Genomic DNA, 20,218 nt, shown 5'->3' with positions numbered 1-20,218 from the left:
GTGGGGTGAGCGACGGACTGCACCTGGTACTCGGTGACGAGGAACTGCTCGTGGAGCGCGCCGTCGCGGAGGTGTTGCGCGGCGCCCGGAAACGCGCCGGCAGCACCGACGTGCCGGTGGACCGCCTGCGCGCCGGTGAGGTGAGCACCAGTGAGCTGGCCGAGTTGCTCAGCCCGTCGTTGTTCGCCGAGGAGCGGGTGGTGGTGTTGGAAGCGGCCGCCGAAGCCGGCAAGGATGCGGTGACGCTCATCGTTACGGCGGCGGCAGATCTCCCGCCCGGCACCATGCTGGTGGTGGTGCACTCCGGCGGCGGGCGTGCCAAGGCCATGGCCGACCAGCTCAAAAAGCTTGGTGCCCACGTGCACCCGTGCGCCAAGATCACCAAGGCCGCCGAGCGCGTCGATTTCGTCCGGCACGAATTCCGGGCGCTGAAAGCCAAGGTCGACGACGACACGGTGGCAGCGATCATCGACGCGATCGGATCGGACCTGCGTGAGCTGTCGGCGGCCTGCTCACAACTGGTGGCCGATACCGACGGCCAGATCAACGTGGCCGCGGTGCGCCGCTACCACAGCGGCAAGGCGGAGGTGAAGGGCTTCGACATCGCCGACAAGGCGGTGCTGGGCGACGTGTCCGGCGCGGCCGAGGCGCTGCGCTGGGCCATGCTCAGCGGCGAACCGCACGTCGTGTTGGCCGACGCCCTGGCCGAGGCGGTGCACACCATCGCGCGGGTCGGGCCGTTGTCCGGTGACCCGTACCGGCTCGCCGGCGAACTGGGCATGCCGCCGTGGCGGGTGCAGAAGGCGCAGAAGCAGTCGCGGCGCTGGTCGCGTGACCGCGTGGCGCAGGCGATGCGGGTGGTGGCGGCGCTCAACGCCGACGTCAAGGGCGCCGCGGCGGACGCGGACTACGCGCTGGAGCGTGCGGTGCGCCGGGTCGCCGAACTGGCGTCCGACCGGTAGAGCTGGAGACGACGAAACGCGCGCGGGCCGGTGGCCACACGCGCGTGTCGGTCGAGTTCGAGAAGAACCGTCAGATCTTGTTGACGGCCAGCGCCAGGGCGGACTTCTTGTTCGCGGCCTGGTTCTTGTGGATCACGCCCTTGCTGGCGGCCTTGTCCAGCTTGCGGTTGGTGGCGGCGAGCAGCTCGCCGGCCTTGTCCTTGTCGCCGGACTCGATGGCCTCGCGCAGCCCGCGGACAGCCGTGCGCAGCGACGACTTGACGGACTGGTTGCGCAGACGACGGCGCTCGTTGGTCTTGATGCGCTTTTCCTGCGACTTGATGTTGGCCACGCGTGTAAATCCTTCTTCAACGTCGGTTGGGTTACGAAGTCTGAGTGCCCGGCGCAGCGTTATGGCTGGGCAGCGGTTGTCCAGGTTACCAGCGGATGGCCGGATCTCCCAAAGCGAGACCGTCTGGCCTGCCGAAACTGCACATCTGGTGCAGCATTGACAACCGTGAGCCTACGAACACTGCCCAACGAATCGGTGCGGACGTCGCGCAATTCTTCCGGCGCGTCGAAACGCCAGGTCGGGATCTTCGACGGCTACAACGGCCGGGGCGGCTACGCCGAGGCCTTCGACGAGATGTTCGACGCGCAGGGCAATGTGCGCGGCCCGTACAAGGGCATCTTCGCCGAGCTGTCGCCGTCGGACGCCTCCGAATTGGAGGCGCGCACCGAGGCGCTCGGCCGGGCGTTCGTCGACCAGGGCATCACCTTCTCGCTGTCGGGTCAGGAGCGGCCCTTCCCGCTGGACCTGGTGCCGCGGGTCATCTCGGCGGCCGAGTGGACGCGGCTGGAGAAGGGCATCACCCAGCGGGTCAAGGCGCTGGAGATGTACCTCGACGACATCTACGGCGACCAGGAGATCCTGCGCGACGGGGTGATCCCACGCCGGCTCATCACCTCCTGCGAGCACTTCCACCGCGAGGCGGTCGGCATCAACCCGCCCAACGGGGTGCGCATCCACGTGGCCGGGATCGACCTGGTGCGCGACGGGCAGGGCACCTTCCGGGTGCTCGAGGACAACCTGCGCTCCCCGTCGGGGGTGTCCTACGTCATGGAGAACCGCCGCACCATGGCGCGGGTCTTCCCCAATCTGTTCGCCACCCACCGGGTGCGCGCCGTCGGTGACTACTCGTCGCATCTGCTGCGGGCCCTGCGCAAGGCCGCCGCCTCCAACGAGGCCGACCCGACGGTGGTGGTGCTCACCCCCGGCGTGTACAACTCCGCCTACTTCGAGCATTCGCTGCTGGCCCGGCAGATGGGCGTCGAACTGGTCGAGGGCCGCGATCTGTTCTGCCGTGACAACACCGTCTACATGCGCACCACCGAGGGCGAGCGGCAGGTCGACGTCATCTACCGCCGCATCGACGACGACTTCCTGGACCCCATGCAGTTCAAGCCGGACTCGGTGCTCGGTGTCGCCGGCATCCTCAACGCCGCCCGGGCCGGCAACGTCGTGATTTCCAGCGCCGTCGGCAACGGGGTCGGCGACGACAAACTGGTCTACACCTACGTGCCGACCATCATCGAGTACTACCTGGGTGAGAAGCCGCTGGTGGCCAACGTCGACACCTTCCGGTGCTGGCTGGACGAAGAGCGCGAGGAGGTGCTCGACCGGGTCGACGAGTTGGTGATCAAACCGGTCGAGGGTTCCGGCGGGTACGGCATCGTGTTCGGCCCGGACGCCTCGGCCAAGGAACTGGCCGCGATCTCCAAGAAGATCCGCGCCGACCCGCGCGGCTGGATCGCCCAGCCGGTGGTGCAGTTGTCCACCGTGCCGACCCGCATCGGGGACAAGCTGGTGCCCCGCCACGTCGACCTGCGCCCGTTCGCCGTCAACGACGGCGACGGCGTGTGGGTGCTGCCCGGCGGACTGACCCGGGTGGCGCTGCCGGAGGGCTCGCTGGTGGTGAACTCCAGCCAGGGCGGTGGCTCCAAGGACACCTGGGTGCTGGCGTCGCGCACCTCGGCCGCCGATCGGGAACTGGCCGCCGCCGAACTGGTGAAGGCGCCGCCACCGAAAACCGGCAGGGCCGCCAAGACGGCGAAACCGGACCGGGCGCCCGAGCCGAACTCACAACAGCAGCAGCAACAGAATCAGGCGGTGATGCGCTGATGCTGGCCCGCAACGCCGAGTCGCTGTACTGGATCGGCCGTTACGTCGAGCGCGCCGACGACACCGCCCGCATTCTCGACGTCACCGTGCACCAGCTGCTGGAGGATTCCAGCGTCGACCCCGACCAGGAGTCCCGAACCCTGTTGCGGGTGTTGGGAATCGAGCCACCCAAGCATGCGCTGGACGTGTGGTCGTTGACCGATCTGGTGGCGTTCAGCCGGGACACCCAGGGCGGCTGTTCGATCGTCGACTCGATCTCGGCGGCCCGGGAGAACGCCCGCGGAGCCCGCGAGGTCACCTCGACCGAGATGTGGGAGTGCCTCAACACCACCTATAACGCGCTGGCCGAACGGGAACGCGCCGCCAAACGTCTCGGTCCGCACGAATTCCTCGCCTACGTCGAGGCCCGCGCCGCGATGTTCGCCGGTCTGGCCGATTCGACGCTGTCGCGAGACGACGGCTACCGGTTCCTGTTGCTGGGCCGGGCCGTCGAACGCGTCGACATGACCGTGCGGCTGCTGCTCTCCCGGGTCGGGGACAGCGCGTCGTCGCCGGCCTGGGTGACGGTGCTGCGTTCGGCCGGCGCCCACGACACCTATCTGCGCACCTACCGCGGTGTGCTGGACGCCGGCCGGGTGGTCGAGTTCATGCTGCTGGATCGGCTGTTCCCGCGGTCGGTGTTCTATTCGTTGCGGCTGGCCGAACACAGCCTCGACGAGCTGCTCAACCGCCCGCACAACCGGGTCGGTTCGACCGTCGAGGCCCAGCGCCTGCTGGGCCGGGCCCGCAGTGAATTGGAATTCCTGCGGCCGGGCGTCCTGCTCGAATCGCTGGAGGAGCATCTGGCCGGTCTGCAGAAGACGTGCGGTGAGGTGGGTGAGGCGCTGGCGTTGCAGTTCTTCCACTCCGCGCCGTGGGTGGCGTGGACCGACGCGGGGCGCAACGGCGCCGTGGTGATCGAAGAGGGGGAAGTCTAGCGATGGGCTCGTTGCGCGGCGATGAGCCCCGAGGCGAAGAGCAGATGATGAAGAGGAGTATGTGATGTGGCGGATGCGGGTGGTGCACGCGACGGGTTATGCCTACAAGTCGCCCGTCACCGCCTCGTTCAACGAGGCCCGGTTGACGCCACGGTCGGATTCCCGGCAGAACGTCATCCTCAACCGGGTCGAGACCACCCCGGCCACCCGCTCGTATCGGTACGTCGACTACTGGGGCACCGCGGTCACCGCGTTCGATCTGCATGCACCGCACACCGAACTCGAGGTCGTCTCCTCGTCGGTGGTCGAGACCGAACCCGATGAACTGCCCGCCGAGAAGGTCACCTGGGACGAACTGGCGACCGAAGCGGTGATCGACCGATTCGACGAGGTGCTCAGCCCCACCGGGTACACCCCGGCCAGCAAGCGGGTGCATCGGGTCGGTCAGCGCATCGCCAAGGAGTACGAGCCGCAGGACGCGGTAATCGCCGCGGCGAATTGGGCGCACAGCGAATTGGATTACGTGGCGGGCACCACCGGTGTGCACTCGTCGGGCCTGGACGCGCTGCGCGAAGGCAAGGGCGTGTGCCAGGATTTCGCCCACCTGACGCTGATCCTGCTGCGCAGCATGGGCATTCCGGCGCGCTATGTGTCCGGGTATCTGCATCCCAAGCGCAAGGCCGTGGTGGGGGACACCATCGACGGCCAGAGCCACGCTTGGATCCAGGCGTGGACCGGCGGCTGGTGGAACTACGACCCCACCAACGACAACTCCATCAACGAGCAGTACGTCACGGTCGGGGTGGGCCGCGATTACGCCGACGTGACGCCGCTGAAGGGCATCTACTCCGGTGAGGGCTCGACCGACCTCGACGTGGTCGTGGAGATCACCCGGCTGGCGTGATCCCCGAGGCGCACACACCGGGATGCACCTCGACCCGGTGCAGGTCATCACCCAGTTCGATCTGGCGGCCGAAATGGGCTGCCGCCCTTGATCTCCAGTCCTCTTCCTGGCCGTGGACCAGGGCCGGGACGTAGTGGGTGAGGATCAGGATGCCCACTCCGGCGCGGGCGGCGGTGTCGGCCGCCTGCTCGACCGAGGAGTGGTAGTCGCAGATGTCACGGATGCGTTGCACCGGCATCTGTGCCACCAGGTCGGTGCGGATGACGGTGTGCACCAGCGCGCCGGCGCCGGCCGCCAAGGCGTCCAGGCCGGCGCATGGCACGGTGTCGCCGGCCAGCACCACCGACGCGCCGTCGTGCTCGACCCGGAATCCGATGGTCGGTGTCACCGGCCGGTGATCGGTGGGACCCACCAGGATTCGCACCCCGTCGTGCTCCCACACCTGGCCCTCGGTGTGCTCGTGTACCTGCACCGCGGGCGGTCCGGTGATGTCGGCGTGGTGGGCGATCCGGTAGCCGATGTCGTGCGCGAACGCCTTCAGCGTGGCCTCCACCACCTCGGCGGTGCCCGGCGGCCCGATGATCTGCAGCGGCGCCGGGTCGGGGCTGAACGTGCCGATCCAGCGGGTGATGATGACGTCGCCGAGGTCGGCGATGTGATCGCTGTGCAGGTGGGTGAGCAGCAGAGCGCTCAGCGCGGCGGCACTCGATCCCGCGGCGGTCAGCCGTTGTAGGACACCGCGGCCGCAGTCCACCAGAAAGGTCTGGGTGCCGGCCCGCACCAATGTCGATGGGCCGGCGCGGTCGGCGTCGGGAATCGGGCTGCCGGTGCCCAGCAGGGTGACCTCGATCATGGCCTCTACCTAACTCCACATCCGCCGGTTGGGGGACCGGAATCGCGAGATGCGGCAGCCTGACGCCAGGTTTCAATAACCTATTGGGAGATTGGGCTGAGATCGGGCTTTGAAGTGGTGATTCATGGCAGCTCGCGATCAGAATGTTTCTATGAGTCATTTACTGCTCCGAAACAGGGCGGCAACAGAACCTGCCTACCTTGAGATGGTCACGACGACTGTGGCGACCCAACTGCCTTCCGAATCACAGGAATTCACATGGCAACATTCATCGAACAACGGACCATCGGCGCCATCCCCGAAGAAGAACGGCACGGGCGAGCGTGGCACCTGCTCCCATTGTGGTTCTCCCTGAACGCGACGGTGATGGCCGCCACCACCGGCGCCATCGGCATCTCCGTCGGCGCCGGACTGGTGCCGACACTGATCGCGATCGTCGTCGGCAACCTCATCGGGTCGGTCTTCATGGCCTATCACTCGGCGCAGGGCCCGCAACTCGGCCTGCCCCAGATGATCCAGAGCCGAGCCCAATTCGGGTTCTTCGGCGCGGCCCTGCCCAACCTGCTGGCCATCATCATGTACATCGGCTACTTCTCCGGAGCCGGTGTCATCGGCGGCCAGGCCATCGCCAGCATCTTCGGCATGCCGACCTCCACCGGCATCATCATCTGCAACGCGCTCACCTGGTTCATCGCCTTCGCGGGGTACCGCGTCATCCACGCCTTCGACCGCGCCATGGCCGTGGTCTCGGTCATCGTGCTGGTGCTGCTCTTCGTCGCCGCGATCGGGCACTTCGGCTCGGCACCGCCGGCCGAGAGCCATCCCGGCTTCGCGAACTTCTTCCTCATCCTGTCGATCGCCGCCAGCTGGCAGATCACCTTCGCGCCCTACGTCTCGGACTACTCGCGGTACCTGCCCACCAGCCAGGGTGGGGCAAAGACCTTCTGGTACACCCTCATCGGCAGCTGCGTGGGCGCGATCACGTTCATGGCGCTGGGTGCCATCGTCGGTGTCTACGCGCTGGACAGCCTCAGCGCCGACTCGATCGTCTACCTGTCGAGCCTCTCCCCGGTCGGCGCCCCCGTCATCGCGATCATCCTGGTCCTGGGCATGATCGGGGCGAACTGCGACAACCTGTACGGGCCCTACATGGCGGGACTGTCCACCGTCACCCAGGCTGGCGGCCCGCCGCACGTCTCCCGGCTGGTGCGGGCCACGGTCACCGGCGGGTTCGCGCTGTTGGGCACCGCCATCGGCATCTTCTTGTCCGGTGACTTCCTGACCAATCTGCAGAACCTCATCATGCTGCTGCTCTACATGCTGGTGCCGTGGACGGCGATCAACCTGGTCGACTTCTACCTCATCCACCGCGGCCGCTACGACGTCGCGGAGATCGTCTCGATGCGGGGCCGCTACGGGCTGGTCAACTGGAAGGCCATCGCCACCTACGCGGTCGCCGTCCTGGCCCAGGTGCCCTTCATGAGCTGCGCCCTGTTCGTCGGGCCGGCGGCCAACGCGCTCGGCGGCGTCGACATTGCCTGGGTCGTCGGGTTGATCGTCGCCGGTGGTCTGCACTACGTGCTGAACCGCTCGGCTGCCGCCCGCGACGCCGACATCCCCGTTGCTCCGATCACCGCGGCCACCGCCGTCACCGCCTGACCCGCAGAAGGAAATCCCATGTCTTTCGACTATTCCCGGCTCGCCGCCACCTGTGCGGTGGAATCACCGGAGAACGCCATCACCCTGCCGCCGGAGGCCTACGGCAGCGACGAACTGTATGCCGCCGAGGTGGATCGCATCTTCAAGCGGGGCTGGATCCCGTTGTGCCGCATCGAGCAACTGCCGGCGCCGGGCAGTTACTACAGCATCGACATCCTCGGCACCCCGCTGGTGGTCACGCGCGACCGCAAGGACGACATCCGGGTGATGTCGCGAAACTGCACCCATCGCTGGATGGAGGTGTGCAGCGGCGCCGGTGAGGCCGGCGTGCTGCAATGCCCGTACCACCTGTGGTCCTTCGGGCTGGACGGACATCTGGCAGGTGCACCGGAGATGAAACAGTCCGCCGGCTTCGATCGGAAGGACCACGGGCTCAAGCAGTTCCGGCACGAGATCTGGAAGGGGTTCGTCTTCGTCAACTTCGACGGGCAAGCCGCACCGGTCGCCGAGCAGCTGGCCGGCCTGGCAGCGATGGTCGACCCGTACGACTTCGAGAACTACCAGATCGTCGAGCACACCGATTGGGGGGTGTGCGACTGGGACTGGAAGATCATGGTGGACAACTTCATGGAGTGTTACCACCACATGGGGCCGCACCGCGGAACCCTGGAGGACGAGTTTCCGGCCAAGCTCAGCGCCAACTTCCACGGCGGAGCCTATTTCAGCACCATGGTGTCCAAGCAAGCCGATGGTTACCCCGCCAGCGAACCCTTCCTGGCGCCGGGCGCGCCGACCCTGGCCCCCGAACAGAGCCACCAGATCCTGATCTTCATCGCTTACCCGCTGCTGCAGATCTCGCTCGGTCCCGGCTTCATGTACTGGCTCAAGACATTGCCCGTCGGTGCGGGGAAGGTCGAGATCCACCTCGACATCGCGATGTCACCGGCCGCGCTCGCCGCCCCCGACCTCGACGCCCGGCGCAGCCAGCTGGTGAAGTCCATCTGCGACATCCACCGGGAGGACCTCGACGTGTGCGCGGCCGTGCAGAAGTCGGTCCGCGCGGGGGTGACGTCCACCGGACGCCTGTCGCACCTGGAACAACCACTGTGGGAGTTCTACCGCTACCTCGGACGCGAACTCGGAATCGTCTCCCAAACCGCCGATCTGGCCTCCGCCGGCTGAAAGGACCAGAAATGACCAGCACACTCAACGGGCACGTCCAGCACACTCCCGCCACGGAGGTCGCCGAACGCCTCGGCGCCGCGGGGGTCAAGTACGCGGCCATCAGCTTCGTGGACATGCACGGCAAGCCGAAGGCCAAGATGGTTCCGCTCAACCATCTCGGGCAGGCCGCCCGCGGCTCGGAGATGTTCACCGGAGCGGCACTGGACGGCGTCCCGCAGGATGTCAATGACGACGAGGTGGCCCCCCACCCCGACCTGGGCGCAGCGATCATCGCCCCCTTCAACAAGGAGGTGGCCTGGTTCCCGGGCGATCTGTGGATCGGTGACACCCCCTTCGAAGCCTGCAGCAGGCAGATCCTCAAACGGGTCACCGCCGACGCCGCGACCCTGGGCTACACCTTCAACCTCGGCATCGAGACCGAGTTCTTCCTGCTCACCGACGACCGGGCCGGCACCCCGGCGCCGGCCAGCCTGGATGACAACCTCGACAAGCCGTGCTACGACCTGCGCGGCCTGCTGCACAACTATCCCGTCGTCGACGAGATCGTCACGGCCATGAACGAACTCGGCTGGGATGTCTATTCATTCGACCACGAGGACGGCAACGGCCAGTTCGAGACGGACTTCACCTACACCGACGCGGTGACGATGTCCGACCGGCTGGTGTTCTTCCGGATGATGGTCGGTGAGATCGCCCGCAAGCACGGCCTGTTCGCCTCGTGGATGCCCAAACCGTTCGCCGACCGCACCGGAAGTGGCGCGCACTACAACATGTCCCTGGCCGGGCTCGACGGAACCAACCTGTTCGAATCTGCCGACGATCCGCGCGGCTGCGGGCTCTCGGAACTGGGCTACCGATTCACCGCCGGAATCCTGCGGCACGCGTCGGCGATCTGCGCGGTGATCGCCCCGACCGTCAACAGCTACAAGCGACTGGTCAAGCAGGGCAGCATGTCCGGGCTGACCTGGGCACCCGTCTTCGCGTGCTACGGCGACAACAATCGCACCAACATGATGCGCATCCCCAAAGGCGGGGGACGGGTGGAGTGCCGGGCGGCCGACAGCGCCAACAACCCGTACCTCGGTGCGGCGCTGATGCTGGCGGCCGGCCTGGAGGGCATCCGGGAGGGCCTGGATCCCGGTGAGCCCAACCGGGACAACCTCTACAACGTCTCCGAACTGGAACTGGCCGCCCGCGGTATCGGGTGGCTGCCCCGCTCCCTGGGGGAGGCCATCGATGCGCTGGAGTCGGATCCGTTGGTGCGCAGGGTCTTCGGTGACACCATGTTCGAATCGTTCGTGGCCGAGAAACGTGCGGAATGGGACTCCTTCAACGCGCATGTCTCGTCCTGGGAGACCGATCGCTACCTGCGGTTCTGGTGATCATGCGGTGGGATGAACTGACGTCGACGCAACTGGCGGCGGCCGTCGCCGCCGACCCGGCCCTGGTGGCGCTCGTCCCCGTCGGCGCCACCGAGCAGCACGGGCCGCACCTGCCGGTCGGCACCGATACCGTCATCGCCACCGCGGTCGCCGAGGCGGCCGCCGGCGGTGACGGACCGTCGGTCGTCGTGCTGCCGGCGATTTCCTACGGCGCCAGCCAGTTCCACGGAACCGACTTGGCGGGCACGGTGGCGTTCTCCGGTGCCGACACCGCCGACCGGGCGTACCAGGTGGCGCGCGCCTGCCTGGATTCCGGGGTGCGCCGCATCCTGTTCGTCAACGGGCACGTCGGGAACACGGCACCGCTGTGGCTGGCCTGCGATCGCTTCCGGCGTGCTCACCCGGACGGGCGGATCGGTGTCATGCAGTGGTGGGAGCTGACACCCGAGATCGCGGCCACGGCCACCGCCGACGCCGTCGACTGGCATGCCAACGCCGCCGAGACCTCGATCATGCTGGCGCTGCGGCCCGAACTCGTCGACACCGACCGATTCGCCGAGGCCGACGATCCCGATCGCACCGACGGGCTCGTCTTCCGCTACTCGGTGGCCCAGGTGTCGACCAACGGCGTGACCGGCCATCCGTCGCGGGCTTCCAAGGAGCTCGGCCTGGCGCTGTGGCGCGATATCGTCACCGCGGCCCGGGATGTCGTCGCACGGGCCCGGGCCGAGCAACCGCCGCTGCCGTAGCGATCGGTTCTAGAATGCGTCTCGTGCCCCCTCCCGAGCGCAAGGCGCAGGTACGTGCCATCGGACGCCCGCGCGTGGGAGGGGCCTCCGAGGCCGGTGACGGCCCGCCCGCGTCGCCGCGCACGGGCATCGTGAATGCGGCGACAAAGCTGTTCTCCGAGCGGGGATATGCCCAGACCACGATGAGCGATATCGCCCGCGCCGCCGGGCTGCAGCAGTCCTCGCTGTACTACTGGTTCCGCAACAAGGAGCAGCTGCTGCAGGAGACGCTGTTGGTCAACCGGGCACCGCTGAAGTTCATCGCCGAAGTGGGTGCGGGGTCGGGGTCGCCGGCGGTCAAGCTGTACCGGCTGCTGCGCTTCGACACGATGCAACTGGCCATGTCGCCCATCGACTTCAACGAGATCCAGCGGATCGCCTACGAGCAGCGCGACGAGTTCCACCAGTTCTGGACCGATTACGAGCGGCTGCGGCAGTGGGTGGTCGACCTGATCGGTGCGGCGGTCGGCGAGGGCAAGTTCATCGACTGCGACCGCGAGGAGACCGCGGGCCTGCTGCTGAACTTCGATGAGGGCGCACAGAAGCGCACCCGGCTGCATCCGGACCGCGGCGACCGCGCCGAGGAGGCGATCCGGGTCGGGGAGCAGGTGGCGACCATCGCGGTGCGCGGCCTGCTGAAACGGCCCAGCGAAATCGGCCGCATCACGGCCCAGGCCGCGCAGTTCGATGATGCCGCCATCGCCCTGCGGGTCGGCCTGGACGCGACCGACTGAGGGCACCGGGGCTTTCGTCCTGCGGCGAACCGACCTACTCTGGTGTGATCCACATCACCAGGGGAGGTCCGGTGCGCATCTCCGACGTGCTCAAGAGCAAGGGCGCCACGGTGGCGACCATCGCCCCGGACACCGCCGTCGCGGATCTGCTGGCGGGCCTGGTCGGCCGCAATATCGGCGCCATGGTGGTGGTCGGCCCGGACGGTCCGGTCGGCATCGTGTCCGAACGCGACGTGGTGCACAAACTCCATGAGCTGGGCGCCGACCTGCTGCAGCGACCGGTCTCCGACATCATGACCAAGCATCTGGTCTACTGCTCGCCCACCGATTCGGTGGACAGCCTGAGTGCGGTGATGACCCACAACCGGGTGCGGCACATCCCGGTGCTCGACGGCGGGCGGCTGGCCGGGATCGTCAGCATCGGTGACGTCGTCAAGACGCGGATGCAGGAACTGGAATCCCAACAGGAGCAACTGCAGGCCTACATCACGCAGGGCTGAATAGGCTGGGCGGTGTGAGTGACATCGACGTCCGTCCCGCCGTCCGCGCCGATATCGGTGAGCTGTCGAGGGTGCTGGGGCGCGCCTTCTACGACGATCCGGTGATGGCCTGGATGCTGCCCGATCCGGTGGCCCGGCGGCGCAAACTGCACCGCGTTTTCGCGGCGTTGACCCGGCATCATCACCTGTCGCGCGGCGGGGTGGAGGTGGCGTCGGCGGGATCGACGAGCGGGGCGGCGTCGGCGGTGCCGACAATCGGGGCTTGCGCGCTGTGGGACCCGCCGGGTCGCTGGCAGCACACCACCGCCGAGGAGTTGCGGGCCGCACCCGGCCTGCTGCTGACCTTCGGGCGAACCCTGCGTCGGGGGCAGCAGGTCACCGAACTGATGAAGCGTCATCACCCGGAGGAACCGCACTGGTATCTCGCGGTGATCGGCAGCGATCCCACGGTCCGCGGTAGCGGTCAGGGGCAGGCGCTGATGCGCTCGCGGTTGGACCGGTGCGATGCCGAGCACGCCCCGGCGTATCTGGAATCGAGCAACCCGGCCAATATCGGCTATTACCAACGGTTCGGCTTCGAGGTGACCGGGGAGATCAATCTGCCCGACGGCGGGCCCTCGCTGTGGCCCATGTGGCGCGAGCCACGATAGGGCAGACGTGGCGGCAGCCACGATAGGGCAGATGTGGCGGCAGCCACGATAGCTCGGCGGGGTCCGGTAGAGTGCGCTTGCCGACCAGCAGGGGAATCCGGTGAGAATCCGGAGCTGACGCGCAGCGGTGTGAGGCGGTAAGCCTCGAGTCCGAATGCCTGCGGCCGGTACCGACCGTTGACGGCCCCGCGACCGGGCCCCGCATCGAAGGAAGCCGCCGTGCGCATCATCGCCGTGCTCCTGTCCCTTTCCCTTTCCCTTGCCTCCCTTGTCCTTGGCGCCTGCACCACGGTGACATCGGCGGAATCCCCGCCGGCACCGGCGGGCTCCGGCGGTCACACCAGCTACCCGCTGACGCTGGAGAACTGTGGTGTCCGTGTCACTTTCGACGGACCACCCCGCCGCGCCGTGTCGCTGTATCAGGCGTCCACCGAAATCTTGCTGTCCCTCGGGCTGGCCGATCGAATGGTGGGGACCTCGACTTGGTTCGACCCGGTGCTGCCCGGGCTGGCCGCGGACAACGCCCGGGTGCCCCGGCTCGCGGACAACGACCCGTCGTTGGAGACGGTGCTGGCCACCGAACCGGATCTGGTCACGTCGGCCAGTGCGCACACCTTCACCCCGGCCGTGGTTGCCGAACGCGCCCGCTTCGCCCAACTCGGCATCCCGACGTATCAGTCGCCGTCGGTGTGCGACGGCACCAGTGTCGACGGTGAGACCGTCACCCGCACCGAACCGCTCGGCATGGACACCCTCTTCCGTGAGATCACCGAGCTGGCAGCCATCTTCGATGTGCGGGATCGCGGTGCCCAGTTGGTGTCCCGGCTGAAGCAGCGGTTGGCCGCGGCGCCGACGGCGACCGGATTCCATCGCACGGTGGCCTTCTGGTTCTCCGGGCTGCGGACGCCGTATCTGGCGGGTTGCTGTTCGGCGCCCGGACTGTACGCACGCGAACTCGGCGTCACCAACGTGTTCGCCGACGCCCGCGAGGACTGGCCGGAGATCAGTTGGGAGGCGCTGGCCGACCGTGATCCCGACGTGCTGGTACTGGCCGACCTGAACCGGCGCCGCGTGGACGGTGACGCGCTGGAGACCAAAATCCGTTTCCTGGAATCGGATCCGGTGACCAGAAACCTGAAGGCGGTGCGCGAGAAGCACTATGTCGTGCTCACCGGATCCGAACTCGATCCCGGGATTCGGCAGGTTGACGCCGTCGAGAAACTCGCCGCCGGGTTAGCCGCGATCGGGCCGGCGCGATGATCCGCCGCGTCGCGGCGGCCCTCTGTTCGGCGCTGCTGCTGGCCGGGTGTGGACAGTCGGCGGCACCGGCGCAGCGATCGGCCGACGCCGCGGGTTATCCGCTGACCGTGCCGAACTGTGGCCGCGACGTCGTGGTCGACGCACCGCCGGCACGGGCGGTGTCGCTCAACCAGGGCTCCACCGAGATCCTGCTGTCGCTGGGACTGGCCGAGCGCATGGTGGGCACCGCGACGTGGACCGACCCGATCCGGCCGGACCTGGCCGCCGCCAATGCCCGGGTCCCGCGGTTGGCAGTGAACAAGCCGGCGCTGGAGACGGTGCTCGACACCGAACCGGATTTCGTCACCGCGTCGTTCGCCGGCACCCTCGGTCCGGGCGGTGTCGCCGACCGTGACGAGTTCGACAAACTCGGCGTTCCCACCTACCTGGCGCCGAGTGACTGTGTCGGCAAGGCGGCCGGCAGCGCGGACGGCACCCGCACCGCGCCGCTGACCATGGAACCCGTCTACGACGAAATCCGCGACCTGGCAACGATCTTCGACGTGTCTGACCGTGGGGCAGAATTGACCGCCCAACTGCGTCGGCGGATGACGGAAGCCCGCACCGTCGCCGATGTCGACATCGCCTTCTGGTTCTCCGATATCCGCGCGCCCTACATGGCCGGCTGTTGCGGAGCGCCCGGCATCATCGCGGCCACGGTCGGTGCCCGAAACGTCTTCGCCGACACCACCGACGAGTGGCCCCAGGTCAGTTGGGAGGCGGTCGCCGCCCGCGATCCCGATGTCCTGGTGCTCGCCGACCTGAGCCGGCGCACCATCGAGGGTGACTCGCTGGCCACCAAATTCCAATTCCTGGAATCGAATCCGGTGACCGCCCGGCTGACCGCCGTTCGGGAGAAGCGCTACATCGTCGTCAACGGAGCCGACCTGAACCCGTCCATCCGCACGGTCGACGGTGCCGAGAAGGTGGCGCAGCGGCTGCGTGAACTCGGATTCGCGACGGGCACGTGAGCATGCGTACGTCGGCGTTGGTCGCGCTGTGGGCCGCCGGCCTTGTGCTACTGCTGGTTTCGGCTGCCCTGGCCATCACGATCGGCCCGGCGTCGTTGTCGGTGCTCGACGTGTACCGCATCGTCGCCGAACATCTGGGCGCCGGCCCGTCCGGCGCGACCCGGCTGCAGGACGGCATCGTCTGGCAGTTGCGCCTGCCGCGGGTGGCGCTGGCCGCGATCTGCGGGGCCGGTCTGGCGTTGTGCGGGGCCATCATGCAGTCGCTGCTGCGCAACCCGCTGGCCGACCCGTTCGTGCTCGGCGTCTCCTCGGGCGCGTCCACCGGTGCGGTGCTGATCGTGGTGCTCGGCGCCGGTGCGGGTGCGGTGTCACTGTCCGCGGGAGCGTTCGCCGGCGCCCTGCTGGCCTTCGCGGTGGTGCTGGCCCTGGCCTACGCCGCCGGCGGCAGTACCGATCGGGTGGTGCTGGCCGGTGTCGCGGCCACCCAGTTGTTCTCGGCGCTCACCTCGTTCATCGTGCTGTCCTCGGCCGACGCCGAGCAGACCCGCGGCGTGTTGTTCTGGCTGCTCGGGTCGCTGGCCGGGGTGGGCTGGGCCGATGTGCTGACCTGCGGGCTGGTGGTGGCGGCCGGTTTGGTGTGCTGCCTTTCGTTCGGGCGCACGCTGGACGCCTTCGCCTTCGGCGAGGATGCCGCCGCGACCCTGGGCGTCGCCGTGCGCCGCGCCCAGACCGTGCTGTTGGTGGTGACGGCGTTGGTCACCGCGGCGCTTGTCAGTGCCGCCGGCGCGATCGGTTTCGTCGGTCTGGTGTTGCCGCACGCCGCGCGCTTCTTCGTCGGGCCGGGGCATCTGCGGCTGCTGCCGACGGTGGCCCTGTTCGGCGCGATCTTCATGGTGTGGGTGGACGCGCTGGCCCGCACCGTCTTCGCGCCGCAGGAGCTGCCCACCGGAGTGGTCACCGCGCTGCTGGGGGTGCCGGCCTTCGCGGTGATCCTGCTGCGCCGCAAGGGGGTACACCGATGAGCCTGCGGGCGCTGGAGGTGACGTGGAGCCGCTCGGGGCATGTGGTGCTCGACGGTGTCACGGTGGACCCCGAACCGGGCAGCACGCTGGGTCTGCTGGGCCCGAACGGGTCGGGGAAGTCGTCGCTGTTACGGCTGCTGGCCGGCGTGGACCGGCCGGACTCCGGTGCGGTCACCCTCGACGGCGCGGTGCTGCACCGGCTGTCGCGCCGGGCCGTGGCGCGGCGGGTGGCGATGGTCGGTCAGCATGCCGATACCGATCTGCACATCACGGTGCGCGAGGTGGTGCGGCTGGGCCGCATCCCACACGCCGGGCCGGTCGGGGGTGACCGGGACACCGACCACGCGGTGCGGGCGGCCCTGGCGGCGACCGGACTGACGGACATGGCCGGCCGGCACTGGCACACCCTGTCCGGCGGGGAGCGTCAGCGGGTGCAGATCGCCCGTGCGCTCGCGCAGCAACCCGGCGAACTCTTGCTCGACGAGCCGACCAATCACCTGGACATCGCCCATCAACTCGACATCCTCGCCTTGGTACGGGCCCTCGATGTCACGACGGTGGTCGCCCTGCACGACCTCAACCTGGCCGCGATGTTCTGCGATCACCTGGTGGTGTTATCCGATGGGCGGGTGGTGGCCGCGGGCACGCCACTGCAGGTGCTCACCGAACGGCTGGTCGCCGAGGTCTACCGGGTCGCGTGCGACATCACCGTCGTCGATGGACGCCCGTGTGTTCGGTACACCGCCCCGAGTCGGTGAGCGTGCGCCGAGATCGACGTTTGGCCGGATCGCACTCGCACAACTGCGCCCATGTGATCAAACGGGCGGATCAGGACCAGGAGAAGTCGGCGCGGAGCCGGGCGGCGACCAGCTCGAACCGGTCGCGGTCCAGGATTGCGCCCTCGCGGCGGATACCGTCCTCGGGCACGTCGAGCACCCGGTCCAGGCGCACCCAGCTGGGCCGGCCGTCGTAATCCCAGGTGCCGGTGCCGATGGCGACCCAGTCCTTGTCGTCGGCGTGGTAGTCCTGGCTGGACAGCATCAGCCCGAGCAGCACATTGCGGTCGCGGCCGACCACCAGAACGGGCCGGTCCTTGCCCCGGGTCGGGTCGTCCTCGTAGACCACCCAGGTCCACACGATCTCGCCGGGATCGGCCTGACCGTCGAGGTCGGGGGAGTAGATGATGCGCCGCGCGCGCTGCGCGGTGGGCACGCTCGCGTTGGTGACGGGTCGGCCAGCGGTGATCGCGGGGGTCTGTTGGGCCGGTGACCCGGCCAGCACGTCCAAGCCGATCTTGATGCCCTGCTGCAGCACCCGCTCCGGTGAGGGCAATTGGCGGATGAGTTTCGGCGCTTCGTTGAAGACGAGGTGTCCCGCGAGGCGCTGGAAGGTTTTCCACTGCGACGCCATGGAAACGAGGATAGGTCCTCCGATTGTGTCGGGACGGCTCACGCTCGATACGCTGGAGCCACATATCGCGCCTCGACCAGGAGAAATCCAATCAGCAATTTCGCCGACCAGACGTTCACCGCGCCGGCGCAGATACGGAACTTCTGCATCATCGCCCACATCGACCACGGCAAATCGACGCTGGCCGACCGGATGTTGCAGCTCACCGGCGTCGTCGACGACCGCTCCATGCGGGCCCAGTACCTGGACCGGATGGATATCGAGCGTGAGCGCGGCATCACCATCAAGGCCCAGAACGTGCGGCTGCCCTGGAAGGTCGGGGATGAGCAATTCGTGCTGCATCTGATCGACACCCCCGGCCACGTCGACTTCACCTATGAGGTGTCCCGGGCGTTGGAGGCCTGCGAGGGCGCGGTGCTGCTGGTCGACGCCGCCCAAGGCATCGAGGCGCAGACCCTGGCCAACCTGTACCTGGCGCTGGACCGCGACCTGACCATCATCCCGGTGCTCAACAAGATCGACCTGCCGGCCGCCGACCCGGACCGCTACGCCGGCGAGATCGCCCACATCATCGGCTGCGAACCCTCCGACGTGCTGCGGGTGTCCGGCAAGACCGGCGCCGGGGTGGCCGAGCTGCTCGACGCCGTGGTCGCGCAGGTGCCGGCCCCGACCGGCGATCCGGACGCGCCCACCCGAGCGATGATCTTCGACTCGGTGTACGACATCTACCGCGGCGTGGTCACCTACGTCCGCGTCGTGGACGGCAAGATCACCCCGCGCGAGAAGATCGCGATGATGTCCACCGGCGCCACCCACGAACTGCTCGAGGTCGGCATCGTCTCACCCGAACCCAAGGCCAGCGCCGGTCTGGGCGTCGGCGAGGTGGGCTACCTGATCACCGGGGTGAAGGACGTCCGCCAATCCAAGGTCGGGGACACCGTCACCACGGCCCGCAACGGCGCCAAGGAGGCGCTGACTGGTTACCGCGAACCCAAGCCGATGGTCTACTCGGGCCTGTACCCGGTGGACGGGTCGGATTACCCCAACCTGCGCGAAGCCCTGGACAAGCTGCAGCTCAACGACGCCGCGCTGACCTACGAGCCGGAGACCTCGGTGGCCCTGGGCTTCGGTTTCCGGTGCGGCTTCCTCGGGCTGCTGCACATGGAGATCACCCGGGAGCGGCTGGAACGCGAGTTCAATCTGGACCTGATCTCCACCTCGCCGAACGTCGTGTACCGGGTGATCAAGGAAGACAATTCCGAGCTGATCGTCACCAACCCGTCGGACTGGCCCGAGGGCAAGGTCCGCACCGTCTACGAGCCGGTGGTCAAGACGACGGTCATCGCACCGAGCGAGTTCATCGGCACCATCATGGAGCTGTGCCAGTCTCGCCGCGGTGAGTTGCAGGGCATGGACTATCTGTCCCCGGAACGCGTCGAACTGCGCTACACCATGCCGCTCGGTGAGATCATCTTCGACTTCTTCGACTCGCTGAAGTCGCGCACCCGCGGCTACGCCAGCCTGGACTACGAGGAGGCCGGCGAGCAGGAGGCCGACCTGGTCAAGGTCGACATCCTGTTGCAGGGTGAGGCCGTCGACGCATTCAGCGCCATCGTCCACAAGGACGGCGCGTCGGCCTACGGCAACAAGATGACCACCAAGCTCAAGGAGCTGATCCCGCGCCAGCAGTTCGAGGTGCCGGTGCAGGCGGCCATCGGGTCGAGAATCATTGCTCGCGAGAACATCCGGGCCATCCGTAAGGACGTGCTGTCCAAGTGCTACGGCGGTGACATCACCCGCAAGCGCAAGCTGCTGGAGAAGCAGAAGGAAGGCAAGAAGCGGATGAAGACCATCGGGCGGGTGGACGTGCCGCAGGAGGCCTTCGTCGCCGCGCTGTCCACCGACGCGAGCGCGGACAAGCCAAAGAAGTGACTCCAGCCGCACCATCGGTCACAATGACGCGGTGAACAGCGCCGCAAAACCATGCCGTAGCCTGCTGGCCCTGTCGGGCATGGCCGCCGCGGCCCTCCTGCTGACCGGATGTGTCAGCACGGTGACCGGTGTTGCGGTCCGCGACCGCAATGCGGCCCCCGCCGATGTGCCGCCGCTCAAAGAGTCCCAGCTGGATCGGGTGCTGTTGTCGGTGCGCGAGATCAACACGGTCATGGGCGCCAGCGACATGGAGATCACCAGCGAGCTGGATCAGATGACCGATCATTCCCGGGACATCTCGGATCCGGACTGTCTGGGTGCCATCTACGGCGCCGAACAACCGGTGTACGACGGCAGCGGGTGGACCTCGGTGCGCGACCAGGTGGCGCGCGAGCCGGAAGAGGACAACCAGCACTGGGCCGAACAGACGGTGGTGCTGTATCCCAGCGCGGACAAGGCACAGCGGTTCTGGGAGAAATCCGAGTCGACGTGGAAGCAGTGCGGTGGTTCGGCGGTATCGGTGGATGACGGGCAGTCCAGCTACACCTGGCAGCTCGACGATCTGGAGGTCAAAGACCAGATCATCACGCAGCGCACCATGCAGGAGGACGCCGGCGGCTGGGAATGCCAGCACGCCATGTCGTATGTCTCCAATGTGACCGTCGAGGCGTGGGCGTGCTCGTACGGAATCAACGACGAAGCGGCCGGCATCGTGCAGAAGATGATCGACAACGCCGGCAAGAAGAAGTAGGTCTGCGGCCGCACTGCCGGTGCGGGCATCAAAGGCGCTGCGCCGGGCAATATTCCGATAGCTTCTCGCTGAGCGCAA

General features: G+C 67.8%; 20 protein-coding genes and 1 riboswitch. Of the genes, 17 read left to right on the top strand and 3 right to left on the bottom strand.

Annotated elements, in window-relative coordinates:
- The first annotated feature begins 5 nt into the window (after positions 1-5).
- On the top strand, positions 6-962 hold the full coding sequence (gene holA / locus BN977_RS02775; protein ID WP_036396237.1) for a DNA polymerase III subunit delta: 957 nt from the start codon (positions 6-8) through the stop codon (positions 960-962).
- Between the two features lie 70 nt (positions 963-1,032).
- Here the strand turns inward: holA and rpsT are convergent, their stop codons facing one another.
- On the bottom strand, positions 1,033-1,293 hold the full coding sequence (gene rpsT / locus BN977_RS02770) for a 30S ribosomal protein S20 (RefSeq protein WP_024453436.1): 261 nt from the start codon (positions 1,291-1,293) through the stop codon (positions 1,033-1,035).
- A 165-nt stretch (positions 1,294-1,458) separates the two neighbouring features.
- Between rpsT and BN977_RS02765 the strand changes: the two genes are divergently transcribed.
- The 3 genes from BN977_RS02765 (at position 1,459) to BN977_RS02755 (ending at position 5,004) form a co-directional block, all read left to right on the top strand.
- Positions 1,459-3,123, top strand: coding sequence for a circularly permuted type 2 ATP-grasp protein (locus tag BN977_RS02765; RefSeq protein WP_407661166.1), 1,665 nt, complete (start codon positions 1,459-1,461; stop codon positions 3,121-3,123).
- Positions 3,123-4,100, top strand: coding sequence for an alpha-E domain-containing protein (locus BN977_RS02760; RefSeq protein ID WP_024453434.1), 978 nt, complete (start codon positions 3,123-3,125; stop codon positions 4,098-4,100). The genes BN977_RS02765 and BN977_RS02760 overlap by 1 nt, the downstream gene beginning before the upstream one ends.
- A gap of 64 nt (positions 4,101-4,164) precedes the next feature.
- On the top strand, positions 4,165-5,004 hold the full coding sequence (locus tag BN977_RS02755; protein WP_024453433.1) for a transglutaminase family protein: 840 nt from the start codon (positions 4,165-4,167) through the stop codon (positions 5,002-5,004).
- On the opposite strand, the gene BN977_RS02750 is transcribed toward BN977_RS02755, so the two are convergent.
- Positions 4,988-5,857 (bottom strand): ribonuclease Z, encoded by an 870-nt coding sequence (locus BN977_RS02750; protein ID WP_036396235.1) that lies wholly within the window; start codon positions 5,855-5,857, stop codon positions 4,988-4,990. The genes BN977_RS02755 and BN977_RS02750 overlap by 17 nt on opposite strands.
- 258 nt (positions 5,858-6,115) lie before the next feature.
- On the opposite strand from BN977_RS02750, the gene BN977_RS02745 reads away from it, so the two are divergent.
- The 11 genes from BN977_RS02745 (at position 6,116) to BN977_RS02695 (ending at position 16,805) form a co-directional block, all read left to right on the top strand.
- Entirely contained in the window at positions 6,116-7,516 is a 1,401-nt protein-coding gene (locus BN977_RS02745) for a purine-cytosine permease family protein (RefSeq protein ID WP_024453431.1), read from the top strand.
- Between the two features lie 18 nt (positions 7,517-7,534).
- The gene (locus BN977_RS02740; protein ID WP_024453430.1) at positions 7,535-8,698 is read left to right on the top strand and encodes an aromatic ring-hydroxylating oxygenase subunit alpha; all 1,164 of its coding nucleotides are present in this window, start codon (positions 7,535-7,537) and stop codon (positions 8,696-8,698) included.
- An 11-nt stretch (positions 8,699-8,709) separates the two neighbouring features.
- Entirely contained in the window at positions 8,710-10,083 is a 1,374-nt protein-coding gene (gene glnT / locus BN977_RS02735; RefSeq protein WP_024453429.1) for a type III glutamate--ammonia ligase, read from the top strand.
- A 2-nt stretch (positions 10,084-10,085) separates the two neighbouring features.
- Positions 10,086-10,832: a creatininase family protein gene (locus tag BN977_RS02730; RefSeq protein WP_036398292.1), complete on the top strand. Its 747-nt coding sequence runs from the start codon at positions 10,086-10,088 to the stop codon at positions 10,830-10,832.
- Between the two features lie 14 nt (positions 10,833-10,846).
- Positions 10,847-11,605 (top strand): TetR/AcrR family transcriptional regulator, encoded by a 759-nt coding sequence (locus tag BN977_RS02725; RefSeq protein WP_036396233.1) that lies wholly within the window; start codon positions 10,847-10,849, stop codon positions 11,603-11,605.
- Between the two features lie 71 nt (positions 11,606-11,676).
- Complete coding sequence (locus BN977_RS02720; protein WP_024453426.1) at positions 11,677-12,105, top strand: CBS domain-containing protein; 429 nt, start codon at positions 11,677-11,679, stop codon at positions 12,103-12,105.
- A 14-nt stretch (positions 12,106-12,119) separates the two neighbouring features.
- Positions 12,120-12,755, top strand: a complete 636-nt coding sequence (locus BN977_RS02715; protein WP_036396231.1) for a GNAT family N-acetyltransferase — start codon at positions 12,120-12,122, stop codon at positions 12,753-12,755.
- 56 nt (positions 12,756-12,811) lie between these two features.
- Positions 12,812-12,935: riboswitch (cobalamin riboswitch) on the top strand.
- A 39-nt stretch (positions 12,936-12,974) separates the two neighbouring features.
- Positions 12,975-14,015 (top strand): ABC transporter substrate-binding protein, encoded by a 1,041-nt coding sequence (locus BN977_RS02710; RefSeq protein ID WP_036396229.1) that lies wholly within the window; start codon positions 12,975-12,977, stop codon positions 14,013-14,015.
- Positions 14,012-15,025, top strand: coding sequence for an ABC transporter substrate-binding protein (locus BN977_RS02705; protein WP_036396226.1), 1,014 nt, complete (start codon positions 14,012-14,014; stop codon positions 15,023-15,025). Before BN977_RS02710 ends, BN977_RS02705 begins: the two co-directional genes overlap by 4 nt.
- A gap of 2 nt (positions 15,026-15,027) precedes the next feature.
- The gene (locus tag BN977_RS02700; protein ID WP_036396224.1) at positions 15,028-16,047 is read left to right on the top strand and encodes a FecCD family ABC transporter permease; all 1,020 of its coding nucleotides are present in this window, start codon (positions 15,028-15,030) and stop codon (positions 16,045-16,047) included.
- Complete coding sequence (locus BN977_RS02695; protein WP_036396223.1) at positions 16,044-16,805, top strand: ABC transporter ATP-binding protein; 762 nt, start codon at positions 16,044-16,046, stop codon at positions 16,803-16,805. Before BN977_RS02700 ends, BN977_RS02695 begins: the two co-directional genes overlap by 4 nt.
- Before the next feature lie 70 nt (positions 16,806-16,875).
- Here BN977_RS02695 and BN977_RS02690 read toward each other — a convergent pair whose 3' ends face one another.
- On the bottom strand, positions 16,876-17,457 hold the full coding sequence (locus BN977_RS02690) for a type II toxin-antitoxin system PemK/MazF family toxin (RefSeq protein WP_191262604.1): 582 nt from the start codon (positions 17,455-17,457) through the stop codon (positions 16,876-16,878).
- Positions 17,458-17,547: 90 nt separating this feature from the next.
- Here BN977_RS02690 and lepA point away from each other — a divergent pair, with 90 nt between their 5' ends.
- Together lepA and BN977_RS02680 are read left to right on the top strand one after the other, a co-directional pair.
- Positions 17,548-19,389 (top strand): translation elongation factor 4, encoded by a 1,842-nt coding sequence (lepA, locus tag BN977_RS02685; protein ID WP_036398290.1) that lies wholly within the window; start codon positions 17,548-17,550, stop codon positions 19,387-19,389.
- Positions 19,390-19,420: 31 nt separating this feature from the next.
- The gene (locus tag BN977_RS02680; protein WP_306372226.1) at positions 19,421-20,140 is read left to right on the top strand and encodes a sensor domain-containing protein; all 720 of its coding nucleotides are present in this window, start codon (positions 19,421-19,423) and stop codon (positions 20,138-20,140) included.
- The last annotated feature ends 78 nt before the right edge of the window (positions 20,141-20,218 follow it).

It is taken from the genome of Mycolicibacterium cosmeticum (assembly GCF_000613185.1).
In the GTDB taxonomy this organism is placed as follows: domain Bacteria; phylum Actinomycetota; class Actinomycetes; order Mycobacteriales; family Mycobacteriaceae; genus Mycobacterium; species Mycobacterium cosmeticum.
Note: the sequence above shows the minus strand (reverse complement) of the source record. Positions and strands in the feature narration are given on the sequence as shown.